Raw genomic sequence first — 16010 nt, forward strand, 5'->3', positions numbered from 1 at the left:
CTCAATCCCCAGCCGCCAACTCCGGCCGGGGCGTCCCCACGGGGTCGAGCGGCGTGACGGTCGGCGTCGTCTGGGGCAGCGGGCGGAAGCTGGCCTGCGCCTCGGCGGGCGGCGGCGGGCGCATGCGCGTGCGCCACAGGCCGTAGAGCGTCGCCGAGCCCGCCCCCGCCGCGATGAAGCCGAACAGCGCCTCCGGCCCGGCAAAGCCCATGACGGCGGACGCCAGCGGCGGCCCGATGATCGCCCCCACCGAGTTGGCGAGGATCAGGCCACCGCTGACCGACACCACGTTGTCCGGCCCGGCATGGTCGTTCGTGTGGGCGGCGCAGACCGGGTAGAGCGTGAAGGCCAGTCCACCGAAGAACGGCGCCACCAGCAGCAGCGTCTCCTGCCGCCCGCTGCCATCCGCCAGGATCATGCCGACGCTGACCAGCGCCAGCGCCGCCGACAGGCCGATGATGACGGCGCGCCGGTCGAAACGGTCGGACAGCCGCCCCAGGGGCCATTGCAGCGCCACCCCGCCCAGGATCAGGGTGCTCATGAACAGCGCCGTCCCCGACACTCCGAAGCCGGAGGCCGCGCCGAACACCGGGGCGAGGCCGTAGATGGAGCCGGTGACCGTCCCGCTGATGAAGACGCCGACGACGCCCAGCGGCGACGCCTCGTACAGCCGCCGCAGCCCGTAGGATTCCACATTCGGCAAGGTCGGCGGCGTGGTCCGGGTCAGCGCCACCGGCACCAGGGCGAGCGTCAGCAGGATGGCGATCAGCATGAAGATGCGCACGCCCGCCTCGTCGTCCAGCTGCAACAGCTGCTGGCCCACCGCCGAGGCGGCGTAGAGCGTGACCATGTAGAGCGACAGGATCTGCCCACGCGTCTCGTTGTTGGCGGTGCCGTTCAGCCAGCTTTCGATGCAGATGTAGAGGCCGGCCATGCAGAAGCCCTCGGCCAGCCGCAGCACGGTCCACAGCGGCACCGCGTCGAACAGGGCGTGGGACAGCGCCGCCGCCGACAGGACGGAGGCGAAGGCGGCAAAGGCGCGGATGTGGCCGACCCGCGTGATGACTCGGTGGGCGAACAGGGAGCCGCCGGTCAGCCCGCTGTAGAAGGCCGCGGTGATCAGGCCCACCGCGACCGCACCGGACTCCGTGCCGGCCAGCCGCAGGCCGATGAGCGTGCTGAGCGCGCCGTTGCCCAGCATCAGGAAAGCGACCCCGAGCAGGAGCGAAAGTACCGACCGTGCAACCTGCGGCATATGTCCGACCACCCGTTCCATCCAACGATAAACCAGCGCCGCAGCCCGGAGGCCACGGCGCCGGCCCTTGGATGGCACCCGCCGGATGGCGAATCAACCCTTGTAATTCGCGGAATCGGGGCCGTCCCAGCCATTCCACAGAAATGCAGAAGAGGTACCGCTGGGGGAGCAGCGATACCTCTTCTGGTTGAGCGCTTGGTCGTCTCCGGGCGGCTTGCCCGGTGTCCGGCTATTCCGCCGGGGTGGCGATCAGCGTCTCAGGCAGGGTGTCCTTGCGGATGCGCAGGAGTTCCTTCCACTTCTTGAGAGCGGCGATCAGGATCACGAAGCCCAGCGACAGCATGATGATCGAGATGCCGGCGTTGAAGACGTTGTAGCCCTTGGCCAGCGGGTTCAGATAGACGTTGGTGATCATCCAGTAGCCGGCGTAGTTCACCGTCACGAACAGGTAGGCCAGCGGGACGAGGCAGGTCAGCATGTAGACCCGTTTCTGGCCGAGGCGCAGGATGATCGTGGCGCCGATGATCAGGCCGACCGAGGCCATGAGCTGGTTCGACACCCCGAACAGCGCCCACACCGAGTTGATGTCGCCCGACGTCAGCAGGTAGCCCCAGGCCACGCAGGCCAGCACGCTCGCGGCGATCGAACCGGGGACCCAGTCGAGACGCTTCAGCGGGGCATAGAGGTCGCCACCCAGGTCCTGGATCAGGTAGCGGGCCACGCGGGTGCCGCTGTCCACCGCGGTCAGGATGAAGACCGCTTCGAACATCACGACGAACTGGAAGAAGTAGGAGGCCAGCGTGCCGAACCACGGGATGCGGGTGAAGATTTCCGTCATGCCGACGGCCAGGGTCACAGCACCACCGGTGCGGCCGTAGAGGTCGAGGCCGATTTCCTGGCTGAGCCGCGGCAGATCGACGACCTGCATGTTCAGGGCCTGGAAGGCGGCGGGCGAGGAGTTGATGGCGAAATAGTCGGCCGGGTGCAGGGAGGTGGCGGCGATCAGCGCCATGACGCCGACCACGCATTCGGCCAGCATGCCGCCGAAGGCCACGGTGCGGATGTCGCTCCATTTGTCGATCAGCTTCGGCGTGGTGCCCGAGCCGATGAAGGCGTGGAAGCCGGAGATGGCGCCGCAGGCGATGGTGATCGAGATGAACGGCCACACCGGGCCGGCCAGCACCGGGCCGCCGCCATGGATGAAGTCGGTGAGCGCGGGGAAGCGGATTTCCGGGTTGATGAAGACGACGCCGACGACGAGCGCGCCGAACACGCCGATCTTCATGAAGCTCGACAGGTAGCCGCGCGGGGTCAGCAGCATCCACACCGGCAGCGCCGTGGCGAAGAAGGCGTAGATCGGCAGGATCAGCGCGACCGTCTCGGCGTGCAGCGTCAGCCAGCTTCCCAGCACCGTGCCCTGGATGTAGGGGCCGGCGAAGACGGAGGCGGCGATGGCGGCGATGCCGACCTGGGTGGCGCCCTTGGATGAGCCGGTGATCTTCTCGTAGAGGCCGAGCGCGACGGCGATCGGGATCGTCATGAAGACCGCGAAGGCGCCCCAGGCGTTGCGTTCCAGCGCATGGACGACGACCATCGACAGGCCGGCCATGGTGATGGTGATGATGAACAGCATCGCCAGACCGGTGCACCAGCCGGCGACCGGGCCGAGTTCGGCCTTGGCAACCTCCGACAGGGACTGGCCCTTGTGCTTCATCGAGGCGAACAGCACGACGGTGTCGTGCACCGCGCCGCCGATGACGCAGCCGATCAGCAGCCACAGGAAGCTCGGCAGATAGCCGAACTGCGCGGCCAGCACGGGGCCGACCAGCGGGCCGGCAGCGGCGATCGCCGCGAAATGCTGGCCAGCGTTCACCCACTTCTTGGTGGGAACATAGTTTCGCCCGTCGGCCAGGATGTGGGACGGCGTCACCTCGGAATCATCGGCACGGAGCACCTTGCGCACAAAGAACACGCCGTAGAAGCGGTAGCAGAGGGCGAGGATGCAGAGTGTCGCGATCACAAATGTTAGGGCGTGATCCATGACAGCTCTCCTTGGAAGGAACTGCGGTCACGGTAGGCCGGGTTTCATCCTCCGTGTGGTGCTCTCCCCGGAGCGGCGCCATGGCGTGGCGAGCGGTCGGAAAGCGGTGGTGAGCGGTGGGGGGATTTTATAAGCCCTCTCCCCTCCGGGGAGAGGGTGGCCCGCAGGGCCGGTGAGGGGGTTGCGCATGTCGGTGCGTCCGGCACAAGCGCAACCCCCTCACCCTAACCCTCTCCCCAGAGGGGAGAGGGTTTAGCCATGACATTCACCCGATGCCCAGCCGTTCCTTCAGCGGGCCGAGGAAGCGGCGGCTGACCGGAATGCTCTGGCCGCCGAGCGTCTGGATTTCCGCCAGACCGTTGTCGATCAGACGGATTTCCCGGATCCGGTCGGGGTTGACCAGATATTGCCGGTGGCAGCGCACCAGCGGCGTGCGCTCCTGCAAGGTCAGCAGGGTCAGCTCGGTGAAGCGTTCCTCGCCATCGGCCCCCACGACGAAAACGCCGCTCGCCTTGGAGGCCACGCATTCCACCTCGTCGAGCTTCAGCAGGGAGATGCGGTTGTGGCCGGTGCAGGGGATCAGGCGCAGCGGAGCGGCGTCCTTCAGCACGGCGAGGTCCTGCGGCGCCCGCTCGCGGCGCAGCCGTTGCAACGTCTTGGCCAGCCGGGCCGGATCCGCCGGCTTCAGCAGATAGTCGAAGGCGTGCTCCTCGAAGGCCTGGACGGCGTATTCGTCGTGGGCGGTCAGGAAGACGATGCGGGGCATCCGCTCCGGGTCGAGCATGCTCAGCATTTCCAGCCCGCTGACGCGCGGCATCTGGATGTCAAGGAAGACCACGTCGGGCGGCTGGCGGTTGATGGCGCCGATGGCCTCGATGGCGTTGGCGCATTCCCCGGCGACCTGAAGGTCGGGGAACTCCTCAAGAAGGCGCCGCAGCTCCTCGCGGGCCAGCGGCTCGTCGTCCACGATCAGGACGGTCATCATGGCGCGGTCTCCGCGACGGCAGGGATGTCCAGGGGAAGGCGCAGGGTGATGCGGGTGAAGACGTCGGCCTCGCAGGCGACGTCCACCCCGTAGCCGTTGCCGAAGCGGTTGCGGACGCGGCGGTCCACGATCGACATGCCCAGCCCGTCGCCGCCCGGCTTCTCCTCGTAAAGGCCGGCGTTGTCCTCCACCGACAGCCGCAGGTCGCCACCCTCCCGCCGCGCCGCGATGCGGACATGGCCGGGGCCGAGGAGCTGCGAGGTGCCGTGCTTGATGGCGTTTTCCACGAGCGGCTGGAGCAGGAAGGCCGGCAGCCGGGCGTGGCGCAGCTCGTCCGGCACGTCGATCTCAACCGACAGGCGCCCGGTGAAGCGCGCCAGCTCGATCTGGAGATAGGCGCTGACATGCTCCACCTCGTCGGCCACCGTGGCTTCCTGGCTGGGGCGCTTCAGGTTCTTGCGGAAGAAGACCGACAGGCTCTGCACGAGCTGGCGCGCCCGTTCCGGGTCGTTGCGGATGACCGCGGAGATGGTGTTCAGCGCGTTGAACAGGAAATGCGGGTTGACCTGGGCGTGCAGCAGCTTGATCTCCGACTGGGCGAGCAGCGCCTTCTGCTGTTCGTAGCGCCCGGCGAGGATCTGGCTGGACAACAGCCGGGCGATGCCTTCCCCCAGCGTGCGGTTGATCGTGGAGAACAGCTTGGTCTTCGGCTCGTACAGCTTCACGGTGCCGATCACCCGGTCGTCCTCGCCGACCAGCGGGATCACCAGCGAGGCGCCCAGCCGGCAGTTCGGGTGGATCGAGCATTTGTAGGAGACCAGATTGCCGTCGGCGTAGAGCACCTGGTTGTTGGCGATGGCCTGGTAGGTCTGGGGCGAGGTGATCGGTGTGCCCGGCAGATGGTGGTCGTCGCCGACGCCGATGAAGGCGAGCAGTTTCTCACGGTCGGTGATGGCGACGGCGCCGACGCCCGTCTCCTCGTAGATGATGCGGGCGACCCGCATGCTGTTCTCTTCGTTGAAGCCCTGGCGCAGCACGCCGTCGGCCCGCGCGGCGATCTTCAGCGCCTTGGCGGAGAAGGCGCTCGACTGCTTGTCGATCAGGGCGCGGCGGTCCATCAGGATGCGCATGAACAGCCCCGCTCCCAGCGTGTTGGCGACGATCATCGGCAGAGCCACCACCTCGACCAGATGGACCGCCGCCGGGAAGGGCTTGGCCACCAGCAGGATGATCAGCATCTGGGCGATTTCCGCCACGAGGGTGACGGCGCCGACGCGCAGCGGGTCGAACAGCGGCTCGATGCGGCCCTGGTTGACGAAGTGGCGGTGCACCAGCCCGCCGATCAGCCCCTCCGTCACCGTGGAGATGGCGCAGGCCACCGCCGACATGCCGCCCAGCGAGTAGCGGTGCAGACCGCCGGTGAAGCCGACCGCCAGCCCCACCGACGGCCCGCCCAGGATGCCGCTCAGCACGGCCCCGATGGCGCGGGTGTTGGCGATGGAATCGTCGATCTGCAACCCGAAATAGGTCCCCATGACGCAGAACATGGAGAAGATGACGTAGCAGGCCAGCTTGTGCGGCCAGCGCACGGTGAGGTGCATCACCGGCAGGAACAGCGGCGTCCGGCTCAGCATGTAGGCGATGACCAGATACACGCACATCTGCTGGAGCAGCAGGAAGACGAGGCTGAGATGCTCGACGGTCATGGGGACGGGCACGGGCAGCGGACGGCGGGATTGCCGGCCCGCAGGCTACCCCCGCCCGCCCTGCCGCGGTATGATTCCAATCAATGGATGCGGCTTGTGAACGCAGGCCGCGCGGACGCCGTCAGGCGGCCAGCGCCGGGACCCGCTGCACCGACAAGGGAGCGGTGGCGGCGGTAACGGGCGGCAGGCGCAGGCGGCTGGCCAGCCCCTCCAGGGAATCGTGCAGGCGGCGGCAGGGGGTGCCGTCCTCCCCCGGCTCGTAGATGCCGACGAAGGGCGCGCCCGGCTGGTTGGGGTCGAGATGCAGTTCGACGATGTGGGTGCGCGACGTGCAGCCGCGGATCAGCGGATCGGCTGGGATCACCGTCCAGCCGCGCCGCAGGCAGCGCTCGGCCAGCCCCTCCAGATAGAGCGAGGCGGAGGGAACGCGCTTCAGCGCCTTCAATTCGGCGATGAGCTGGCGGACGTTGTCCACCTGCTCCAGGAACAGGCCGGCGGCGTGATGCGTGTCGCGGATGACCAGTTTCAGCATGGGGTGAAACCTCCTCTGTGCGCACGGCTCCGCCATCCGCCGGGGCGCGTCGGCGGCCTTCGCGGCGCCGCGCCCTTTGGGCGGAAATCGGACGGAAACCTGCGTGCGTTGAACGTTCGGGCGGGAACCACCGTCCGGTGCGGCGCGGTCCCGTTACTCGGCGGCGCCCAAATCCGTGCCGCCGAAGTTCGTGCTATCCAAATCCGGTTCGGGGCGCTCGGCGACGGTAACGGGCGGTTCGGTGTCGGGCTTGCGGTCGGGGTAGAGCGCGGCGACCATCTGCTCCAGCCGTTGCCGCAGCGAACGGTTCGGCTGGTCGGAGGGCCGGGCCTCGACGCGGACATTCACCACGCCGTCCTCGATCATGCCCAGTTCGCCGGCGGCCTTGCGGGACAGGTCGATCACCCGGCCCTTCACGTAGGGTCCACGGTCGTTGATCACGACCTCGACGCTGCGCCCGTTGTCGGCGTTGGTCACCGTGACGCGGCTGCCCAGGGGAAGCCGGCGGGACGCCGCGGTCAGCCGGTTCTGGCTGAAGCGCTCCCCCGACGCGGTGGTCCGGCCATGGAAGAAATCGGCGTAATAGGACGCCTTGCCCTTATGGACATACACCGGTTCGATCTCCGGAACGACCGGTGCCGATGTGTCCTCGAACGCGATGTCCTGCGGCGCTGGCGGGACGGTGGCGATCTGTGCCGTGGACGAGCATGCCCCAACAGAAACAGCACAGATGGCGAGCGCAACACAGCCATACCGCACTCTTTTTCTCCCCCGTTGTTGTTCTGCGGCCACGGTTGCGGAATCTCTCCATCCTGTCAATCCGCGAATCCACGCCTATGCTGTGACAGGATTGCGTCTTAATATTCTTTAACGATTTTATTTTGCCATTTTCTTCATTATGCGGCGATGCTCATCACGTTTCATTTTCAATTATTGTTTTCGATGCCATTCTGAAAATCCTGCCAGTTGCCCCCAACGCAGAACCCGGCCCCGTCTCCGCTTCGCGAGTGCGCGGATGGAATTTCCCGGCATACCCACAAGACACTGAAAATCCGCTGAAAAATTTTCCTCCTTCAATGTTGAAGGTGCCGTCTGATCCATTGAACGCCGTCAAACGGCTTGTCATAAGTACTGAGCGATTGAAAGACGAACGCCGATCGTTTTCGCCAAACATCATCGAAATTCGGAACGAATTTAACGAAACACCGGCCACCCCGACGGAGCTTGCGGAGATGAGTGAGTCTCGGATTCCCGGCCTTGGCGAGAACGGAGACGGAATCGGCGACGATCAATCAGCCTATGATAGTATTGCAGGCCCAGTGACGGCCGGACGGACGACGCCCGGCCCCGACGACCCGCTGTTTCTGCGCGCCTTCGACAGCGGGCGCCGCTGGGGGGCTCCGCCGGACGGCGCCGCTTCCCTGCCCTACACCCTGACCTACGGCTGGGTGGTGGACGCCGGCCTCCGCTACGTGCCGGGCTTCCGGCCCCTCAACGATGGCCAGCGGGCCATGGCGCTGCAGGCGATGGGGGAATGGAGCGCGGTCGCCAACCTCGCCTTCGTGGAGGCGGCGGACCCCATGACCGCCAATCTCCAGTTCCACATGAGCCAGTTGGACGTCTTCCGCGCCTCCGGCATGGCGTACTACCCCAACGCCGCGGGGTCCTACATCTACCTCGACCCCGAATCGGCCGGCTACCGGACCTACATCCACGAGATCGGGCACGCGCTCGGACTGAAGCATCCTGGCGACTACAACGGCACCGGCAGCGGCACCCCGCCCTTCCTGCCCCCGTCCGAGGACAACCGGACCAACACGATCATGTCCTATTACGGCGTCTGGCCCGGCGGGCTGGGTGTCTATGACGTCGCGGCGATCCAGCGCCTCTACGGCCCCAACCCCACCGTGCGGGCGGGCGACGACCTCTATCTCCTGACGCCGGGAGCGCCGGGGCGCTACCTCTGGGACGGCGGGGGCAACGACACCCTGTCCGCGGCGGGGTCGGACGTTCCCGTCACCGTCGATCTGGCGGGCGGCTGGGGCTGGTTCTCCGCCCAGGCATCGTCGATCCTCGCCCGGAACCAGTTCTTCGTCGGCCACGGCACACGAATCGAGAGAGTCGTCGGGGGATCGGCGGGTGATCGGCTGACCGGCTCCGCCTTCGCCGAGACCCTGGAGGGGGGAGTGGGCGACGACACGCTGGACGGCGGGGCCGGCGACGACCTCCTCGACGGCGGCAGCGGCAGCGACACGGCCGTCTATGATTTTCCCTCCGCGAACGCCTTCGTGACCGCTGATCCGTCGGGGAACGGAGCGGACCTGATCGTCACCGGGGCCGGCGGCACTGACCGGCTGAGCGGCGTCGAGCGCCTGGTCTTCAGCGACCGGATCGTCGCCCGGCAGGAGGCCGCCGCAGCCCTGTCCCGCGCGGCGCCGGACGAGCGCGCCCTCGTCCAGGATGGCAGCCGGAGCTACGAGGTGCGGATGGCGCCCTACGACGGCCCGGTCGCCGGGCTGCGGAACCAGTTTCTGGGAACGGCGTCGGGCGAGGCGGTCATCGGCAGCGACCAGGGGGACTTCATGAACCTGCTCGGCGGCAACGACGCCGCGCAGGGCGGAGGCGGGGGCGATGTCCTGGACGGCGGCGCGGGCTCCAACTTCCTGAGCGGCGGAGCCGGCGCGGACACCTTCTTCATCGACGGACGGGGCGAGAGCGTCACATGGTCGACCGTCACCGACCTGCAACCGGAGGAATGGGCGATCGCCTGGGGCTGGACCGACACCGTCTCCACGCTGACCTGGGAGGATCTGGCGGGGGCCGCCGGTTATCAGGGGGCCACCGCGCGCATCGACCTGGACGGCAACGGCGGCACCGATCTCAGCCTGACCTTCGGCGGACGGACGCCCGGCGGACTGGCCACCAGTCCCGGGCAGGTCGGGGCGGACGGCTACCTTGCCTTCCGGATCGGCGGACCGGTTTCCGCAGTTTGAAAAAGCGGTTGGTCCGGGCGCGGCGGCGGCGCCACTCTCGCGCATTCTGGGCGCAATTGTTGCCCCAGGGACAAGAAGGAGCCGCGACCATGAAGCAGGTGATGTTCGTCGAACTCGGCATGGGCGCCGATCTGCATGGGCAGGACGTGACCAAGGCCGCCGTGCGCGCCGTGCGCAACGCCATCGAGCGCAACTCCATGCCCGGCATGAGGGCGCTGGTCGACGGCGACACCAGCCGGATGCAGGTCCGCGTCCACCTCGCCGTTCCGGCGGACGCCGACCGTCTGGACCTGGACGCCGTCCGCGCCGTCTTCCCCTATGGGCAGGTGTCCTTCAACGTGGTGTCCGGCGGCATGCTGGCGCCCAGCGGCATCTTCCTGGCCGACAAGAACGACCGCAACGAGATGATCTACATCGTCAACGCCGCGGTGGAGGTCGGCGTGTGAGGCTCGGCGCCCGGCGTCGGGCCTGTTGAGTCCGGAGCGGTTGCCCCCGCCCCTTTTTCGTGCCAGCGTCCGGGCATGAAGCGCGCGCTCCGAACCGTCCTGATCGCCGTCGGCATCCTCGCCGGCGGCCTCGTCACCCTGACCGTGGGGGTGGTGGCCGCCCTGCCGGTGATTGCCGACCACATTCCACTGGAACTGTCGCGAGTCGTGATGAGCGACGGGCGGCGGCAGGTGGAGATGCAGGGCATGGTCCATGTCGCCAAGCCGGACTTCTACAGCGCGATCGCCAAGCACATCGCGCAGCGGCGCCAGGAGGGCTGGCTGGTCTTCTACGAGGAGGTCCGTCCCGACGACGCCGCCAACCCCGCCGGTGTGGCCGACGTGCTGCGCCGGCTGGGGGCCGACTGGAACCCGGACAGCAAGCAGCATCCCTACGAGATGATGGCGAAGCTGCTCGGCGACGGGCTGGTGCTGCAGGACAACCGCGCCCTGATCGGCCCGCCGGGGCCGGACGCCCGCAACGTCGACGTCACTCTGTCGCAACTGCTGGCCGCCCTGCCCCCCGATGATCCGGACGAGGCCGACCAGGAGACCATCGATCTGGCGCAGCTCCGGGACGAGTACGACACGCTGCCGGGCTGGGTGCAGCGGCGCGTCCAGGCCGCCATCCGCCTCATGCTGGCGACCACCGCCTCGGGCTCCATGGTGCGCGAAGCCCTGCCGCCGGCGCTGACCACTCTGCGCGAGGAGAAGGTGGTGGCGGCCATCAAGGCCGAGCCGGACCGCAACATCCTGATCCTCTACGGCCAAGTGCACATCGGCCACATCCAGACCATGCTGAAGGAGGCCGACGCCCGCTGGCGGACGGTCTCGTCGCAGGCGATTCAGGCCTTCTGAGCCGGGCCAGCGCCCGGTTTCGGCTCACCAGATTTTACGGGCTAGCTCCTCGCCGCGGGCGGTCAGGTCCGCGAACCAGCGGCGGGCGTCATCCTCGGCGCTCCAGTCGCCGGGGGCGACGACGGCTTCGGCGGCGTCCGGGCGGTCCGGCGCGCTGGGACGGTTGCCCGCCGCCCCATGGAGTCCGTAGACTTGGCCGTCGCGCGCCTCGATCACGGCGTAGAATCCATCCCGCTCGACCAGCCGGAAACTGCCGTGTTCCGATACGGTCCGGACGTTGGGCATCGCAATCTCCCCTTGCGGTTCATCGGTCACGCCGTGAACAACCGCCGCGCTGCCCATTTGTCGCATAGCAGCACTATAGCACTTTATGGGTGCAAATGAGAGTCGTTCGCACTATACAGGAAGGAAGTCAGCCGCAAAGAAGTTTGAACCGCCAATGTTCACAGCGCTTCACACCCGTTCCATCGCCGCGATGGCCGCCGCCGGCACCTTCCTGTCGAGCGGACTCGGCTGGGCGCAGGGCACCCCCGCCACCAACGGCGCCGCACCCGCGGCACCGCCCCCGATGGCGGCCCCCCTGGGGGCGCCCGCAACGACGCCCATGACGCCCCCCCCCGCCGACGCGCTGGCCGCCCCGCTGGCCGCGCCGGACGCTGCGGCTGGAGCGGCCGCTGGGCTGGACCACATGACCGCCGCGACGGCGATCCTGCCGCACGACCTGTCCCCCTGGGGCATGTTCATGGCGGCGAGCCCGGTGGTCCAGGCGGTGATGATCGGTCTGGCGCTGGCCTCGGTGGCGACCTGGACCATCTTCCTCGCCAAGTCGCTGGAGCTGTCGAAGGCCAAGCGCAAGGCGCGGACCTCCCTGGCGGCGCTGGAGCAGGCGCGGTCGCTGACCCAGGCGGCGGAGAGCATCGGCTTCGAGAAGACCCCGGCCACCGCCTTCCTGCGCGCCGTGATTGCCGAGGCCCACCAGTCCGCCGACGCCCCCTCGCAGGACGGTCTGAAGGAGCGCGCGGCCTCGCGCCTGGAGCGGATCGAGGCCGCGGAGGGGCGGCGCATGATGCGCGGCACCGGTATCCTCGCCAGCATCGGTTCCACGGCTCCCTTCGTCGGCCTGTTCGGCACGGTGTGGGGCATCATGGTCAGCTTCATCGGCATCGCCAAGTCGCAGACGACCAACCTCGCCGTGGTGGCGCCGGGCATCGCCGAGGCGCTGCTGGCGACGGCCATCGGCCTCGTCGCGGCCATCCCGGCGGTGGTCATCTACAACGGCTTCGCGCGCTCCATCGGCGGCTACCGCGCCCAGCTCGGCGATTCCTCGGCGGCGGTGCTGCGGCTGCTGAGCCGCGACATGGACCGCCGCGCCCTGCCGCGCGCCGTGTCCAAGGCGGCGGAGTAAGGCCATGGCGGCGCGTCTCGACGACGGCGACGATCTCACCGAGTCGCACGACATCAACGTCACGCCCTTCATCGACGTGATGCTCGTGCTGCTCATCATCTTCATGGTGGCGGCCCCGCTGGCGACGGTGGACGTGCCGGTGGACCTGCCGGCCTCGACCGCCCAGCCGCAGCCGCGGCCCGACAAGCCGCTGTTCCTGACCATCCAGGCCGACAAGAGCCTGTCGGTCGGCGACACGCCGGTGGCGCGGGAGTCCCTGGCGGCGGCGCTGGACGGGGTGACGAACGGCGACAAGGGCGCGCGCGTCTTCCTGCGCGCCGACCGCAGCGTGGATTACGGCGCGCTGACCGAGGTGATGAACGCGCTGCGCGCCGCCGGCTATCTGAAGATCGCTCTGGTCGGGCTGGAAGGCGCGGCCGCGAAATGAGCGTGGCGACCGTCGATCCCAACGACCTCCCGGAGGATGGCGAGCGCACGGCGCCCGCCCTGGCGCGCTGGGGCGGCAGCCTGCTCGTCGTGCTGGGCGCCCACGCCCTCGTCGCGGTCGGCGCGCTGTCCTGGCACGTCGCGATGGAGGAGGCGCCGGCGATGCCGCCCGCGGTGATGCTCGACCTGCCGCCGCTGCCGGAAACGCCGCCCGCCGAGCCTCCCCCGACCCTGGAGTCGATGCTCCCGGAGCCGGAAATGCCGCCCGAGCCGGTGATCGAGCCGGAACCGGAACCGGAGCCCATCCCCGAGATCGCCCCGGAACCGCCGCCGCCCGTGCCGGCGGAAGTCGCCCTGCCGGAACCGCCGCCCAAGCCGAAGCCCAAGCCCAAGGAAGAGCCGAAGCCCAAGGTCGAACCGCCGAAGCCGCGCCCGCAGCCGCAGGCCCAGCCGAAGCCGGTCACCGAAGCCCCGGCCAACCCCGCGCCCGCCGCCGCCCCGCCCTCGGGCGCGCCGGCCCAGGCGGCGCCGGTGCCGCGCAACAGCAACGCTCTGCCCACGTGGCATGGTGCCGTGCTCGGCCATCTGGAACGCTACAAGCGCTACCCCCGCATCGCCCAGATGCGGCGCCAGCAGGGGGTTCCGCAGGTGGCGATCACCATCGACCGGCAGGGCCGGGTGGTGTCGGTGCGGCTGCACAAGGGGTCCGGTTTCGAAGCGCTGGACGAGGAGACGATCGCCCTGGTCGAACGCGCCTCCCCGCTCCCGGCCCCGCCGCCGGAGGTGGCGCAGGACCGCATGGAGCTGGTGGTGCCGGTGCAGTACTTCCTGCGCTGAGCCGACGGCGCCCCTGCGGCACCCCCGCCGGACGGCGGGGGCGCCGCGGTCCGAGCGGTCAGACGCCGGAGCGCCGGATGCGGGTCGCCCGGATGTGCCTCACGATGCCCCTCACGATGTGTGCATCCACAGGCGCATGAGCTCCGGAATCGTCCGGATGTCCAGCTTGGTTAGAATGTTCGCCCGGTGCGTTTCCACCGTGCGGACGCCGATCCCGAGGCGGATCGCGATGGCCTTGTTGGCGCAGCCTTCCACCATCAGCGCCGCGACGTCGCGTTCGCGCGGGCTGAGCAGGGCCAGCTTCGCCAGGGCGGAGGCCGCGGCGGAGCGGTCCCGGCGCTGGTGGGCGTCGCGTTGCAAGGCCTCGTGGATGCGGCGCAGGAAGACCCCGTCGTCGAACGGCTTTTCCAGGAAGTCGACGGCTCCGGACCGGAAAGCGGTGACGGCGGCGCTCACCTCGCCGTGGGCGGTGATGATGATGACCGGCAGCCCGCAGCCGCGCCGGGTCAGCTCCTCCTGAAGCTCCAGCCCGTCCATAAAGGGCATGCGCAGGTCGGCCACCACGCATCCCGGCTGCTCCGGGTCGCAGCGGTGCAGGAATTCCAGCGCGTTGACGAAGGTGCGCACGGACAGGCCGGCCACCTCGACGAGGACGGAGAGCGCGTCGCGGACCGCCTCGTCGTCGTCGATGATGAAGACGGTCGGTTCGGCGAGGGAGGGTTTATCGGTCTGGGTCATGGGATGGCCGGCTGTCGGAACGGGCTGCGGGCAGGAAGACCTGGAAGACGGAACCGGTGGGACCGGAGCGGCCGAGCCACAGCCTGCCGCCGTGGCTTTCCACGATCGAGCGGCAGATGGGCAATCCAAGCCCCATGCCCGCCGGCTTCGTCGTGGCGAAGGGCGAGTAGAGATGCTCGACCATGCCCGGCGACACGCCGGGGCCACTGTCCTCGACCTCGAAGGTCAGGCCGTCCGGCGGTGTCGCCTGGGCGCGCAGGACGACCTCGCGCACCGGGCTGTCGGCCGCGGCGATGGCCTCGATGCTGTTGTGCACGAGGTTGAGGAGGACCTGCTCGATCTGGATGCGGTCGCACAGCACGAGCGGCAGCGGCTCCGCCATGTCCACCTTGAGTTGGACCCGGTTGTAGGCCGCGTCCCCGCGCACCAGGGTCAGCGTCTCGCGCAGGATCTCGGTGGCCGATTCCGGCGCCAGTTGGAGCGATCCCTTGCTGAGGAACGTGCGCAGCCCGCGGATGACCTCGCCCGCGCGCTCCGCCTGGATCACCGCCTTGTCGATGAGTTCGTGGGCGCGCGGCGGCGTGTCGTCGCCCTCCAGCAGGCGCTGGGCGGCGCGGGCATAGCTGATGGCGGCCAGCAGCGGCTGGTTCAGCTCGTGGGCCAGGGCCGACGCCATCTCGCCCGTGACGGTGAGGCGCGAGAGGTGGGCCAGCTCGGTCTGGTGCTCGCGCAGCCGGGCCTCGACCTCGCGCCGCTCACTGACCAGGGCGCCGAGGAACAGGGCCGTGATGGCCAGGGCGAGCATCAGCGTCTGGTGATACACCACCGCGCCCAGGGGAAGGCCGATCGCCTGCAGACCGGCGATCAGGCCGCTCTGGATGGCCAGGGCCGCCAGCACCGCGCCCGGCAGGCCGTGCGACACGGCGACCCAGACGAGGGGCAGGAACAGCACGTAGAACAGGTTGAACTGGCCGTCGCCGATGGGCAGGAAGACCAGCAGCAGGGCCGCGGCGATGGCGGCCGTCTGGGCGGCGGTGGGCGTCTTCGGCACGCTCCAGGCGGGCGTCTTGTCGGGATGATGCAGGAGGAGGACGAAGGGCGTGACCACGGCGATGCCGATGGCATCGCCCAGCCAGTATTGGAACGCCAGCGTCGGCAGGTCGGCCGCGGGCAAGGCCCCGTCCAGGACGAACACGCCGACGAAGACGGGCGCCACCACGGCGGCGCTCAGGAAGGTGACGCCGACCAGCCAGCCGACGTCGCGCACCCGGTTCAGCGCCAGGCCGATCGCCACCCGGTGGCGCAGAACATGGGCGGCGGCTCCGTAGCCGGCGACGATGGCGAGATTCGAGAGCAGCAGCGAGGCGATCGAGGCGGGATGCCCCCGCACCACCAGATCGGCCAGGATCAGCGTGGCGTAGACCATCGGCAGGCCGCGCGCGCCGGTCCACAGCAGAAGCGCCATGTAGAGCCCGGCCGGCGGGTTCCACGGCGTGATGTTGAGGCTCGGGCGGGGATGGATGAAGGTCAGCCAGTCGATGGGCAGATAGGCCGCCAGGAAGGCGAGCGACAGCAGGACCATGTCCCGGCCGGTCAGGATGGCCGGCGTTCCCGTCGCACGGCTGGCGGGTGGAAAAGGCATCTCAGAACAGTCTTTCGGGCTGCACGGGCGAACGGCACGGGTGGCGGGCATCGACTATACCGTCCAACCGGCGCGTTCGCCTATGCGGTGGGCGCCGATGCGGGTGA

Annotated in this window: 15 protein-coding genes; 6 read left to right on the forward strand and 9 right to left on the reverse strand. The window is 69.0% G+C overall.

The window, feature by feature from the left end; translation table 11 throughout:
- Position 1: 1 nt before the first annotated feature.
- From FBZ83_RS06925 to FBZ83_RS06950, 6 genes are all read right to left on the reverse strand, one after another.
- Positions 2 to 1255 (reverse strand): MFS transporter, encoded by a 1254-nt coding sequence (locus FBZ83_RS06925; protein WP_145681744.1) that lies wholly within the window; start codon positions 1253 to 1255, stop codon positions 2 to 4.
- 229 nt (positions 1256 to 1484) lie between these two features.
- The gene (locus FBZ83_RS06930) at positions 1485 to 3296 is read right to left on the reverse strand and encodes a carbon starvation CstA family protein (RefSeq protein WP_035679491.1); all 1812 of its coding nucleotides are present in this window, start codon (positions 3294 to 3296) and stop codon (positions 1485 to 1487) included.
- A 265-nt stretch (positions 3297 to 3561) separates the two neighbouring features.
- A complete protein-coding gene (gene btsR / locus FBZ83_RS06935; RefSeq protein WP_014241759.1) occupies positions 3562 to 4281 on the reverse strand; it encodes a two-component system response regulator BtsR in 720 nt (239 codons plus the stop codon).
- Complete coding sequence (locus tag FBZ83_RS06940) at positions 4278 to 5987, reverse strand: sensor histidine kinase (RefSeq protein ID WP_145681746.1); 1710 nt, start codon at positions 5985 to 5987, stop codon at positions 4278 to 4280. Before FBZ83_RS06940 ends, btsR begins: the two co-directional genes overlap by 4 nt.
- Positions 5988 to 6108: 121 nt before the next feature.
- Positions 6109 to 6519 (reverse strand): hypothetical protein, encoded by a 411-nt coding sequence (locus FBZ83_RS06945; RefSeq protein ID WP_145681748.1) that lies wholly within the window; start codon positions 6517 to 6519, stop codon positions 6109 to 6111.
- A 153-nt stretch (positions 6520 to 6672) separates the two neighbouring features.
- Complete coding sequence (locus FBZ83_RS06950; protein WP_200477311.1) at positions 6673 to 7131, reverse strand: septal ring lytic transglycosylase RlpA family protein; 459 nt, start codon at positions 7129 to 7131, stop codon at positions 6673 to 6675.
- Positions 7132 to 7751: 620 nt separating this feature from the next.
- On the opposite strand from FBZ83_RS06950, the gene FBZ83_RS32290 reads away from it, so the two are divergent.
- From FBZ83_RS32290 to FBZ83_RS06965, 3 genes are all read left to right on the forward strand, one after another.
- Complete coding sequence (locus FBZ83_RS32290) at positions 7752 to 9512, forward strand: reprolysin-like metallopeptidase (protein ID WP_145681750.1); 1761 nt, start codon at positions 7752 to 7754, stop codon at positions 9510 to 9512.
- Between the two features lie 89 nt (positions 9513 to 9601).
- Complete coding sequence (locus tag FBZ83_RS06960) at positions 9602 to 9958, forward strand: Lin0512 family protein (protein ID WP_119508166.1); 357 nt, start codon at positions 9602 to 9604, stop codon at positions 9956 to 9958.
- 75 nt (positions 9959 to 10033) lie between these two features.
- Positions 10034 to 10855, forward strand: a complete 822-nt coding sequence (locus FBZ83_RS06965) for a hypothetical protein (RefSeq protein WP_145681751.1) — start codon at positions 10034 to 10036, stop codon at positions 10853 to 10855.
- 24 nt (positions 10856 to 10879) lie between these two features.
- On the opposite strand, the gene FBZ83_RS06970 is transcribed toward FBZ83_RS06965, so the two are convergent.
- Entirely contained in the window at positions 10880 to 11140 is a 261-nt protein-coding gene (locus tag FBZ83_RS06970) for a hypothetical protein (protein ID WP_145681753.1), read from the reverse strand.
- A gap of 154 nt (positions 11141 to 11294) precedes the next feature.
- Between FBZ83_RS06970 and exbB the strand changes: the two genes are divergently transcribed.
- Genes exbB through FBZ83_RS06985 form a run of 3 tightly spaced genes read left to right on the forward strand, consistent with a single transcriptional unit; the run spans position 11295 to position 13523 of the window.
- On the forward strand, positions 11295 to 12260 hold the full coding sequence (exbB, locus tag FBZ83_RS06975; protein WP_247888184.1) for a tonB-system energizer ExbB: 966 nt from the start codon (positions 11295 to 11297) through the stop codon (positions 12258 to 12260).
- A gap of 4 nt (positions 12261 to 12264) precedes the next feature.
- Entirely contained in the window at positions 12265 to 12687 is a 423-nt protein-coding gene (exbD, locus tag FBZ83_RS06980; protein ID WP_014241770.1) for a TonB system transport protein ExbD, read from the forward strand.
- Positions 12684 to 13523: an energy transducer TonB gene (locus tag FBZ83_RS06985; RefSeq protein ID WP_145681755.1), complete on the forward strand. Its 840-nt coding sequence runs from the start codon at positions 12684 to 12686 to the stop codon at positions 13521 to 13523. Before exbD ends, FBZ83_RS06985 begins: the two co-directional genes overlap by 4 nt.
- 111 nt (positions 13524 to 13634) lie before the next feature.
- Here FBZ83_RS06985 and FBZ83_RS06990 read toward each other — a convergent pair whose 3' ends face one another.
- Positions 13635 to 14261 (reverse strand): response regulator transcription factor, encoded by a 627-nt coding sequence (locus FBZ83_RS06990; protein ID WP_145681757.1) that lies wholly within the window; start codon positions 14259 to 14261, stop codon positions 13635 to 13637.
- On the reverse strand, positions 14245 to 15903 hold the full coding sequence (locus tag FBZ83_RS06995; protein WP_247888185.1) for an ATP-binding protein: 1659 nt from the start codon (positions 15901 to 15903) through the stop codon (positions 14245 to 14247). The genes FBZ83_RS06990 and FBZ83_RS06995 overlap by 17 nt, the downstream gene beginning before the upstream one ends.
- Between the last annotated feature and the right edge of the window lie 107 nt (positions 15904 to 16010).

This window comes from Azospirillum brasilense, assembly GCF_007827815.1.
Lineage (GTDB): Bacteria > Pseudomonadota > Alphaproteobacteria > Azospirillales > Azospirillaceae > Azospirillum > Azospirillum brasilense_C.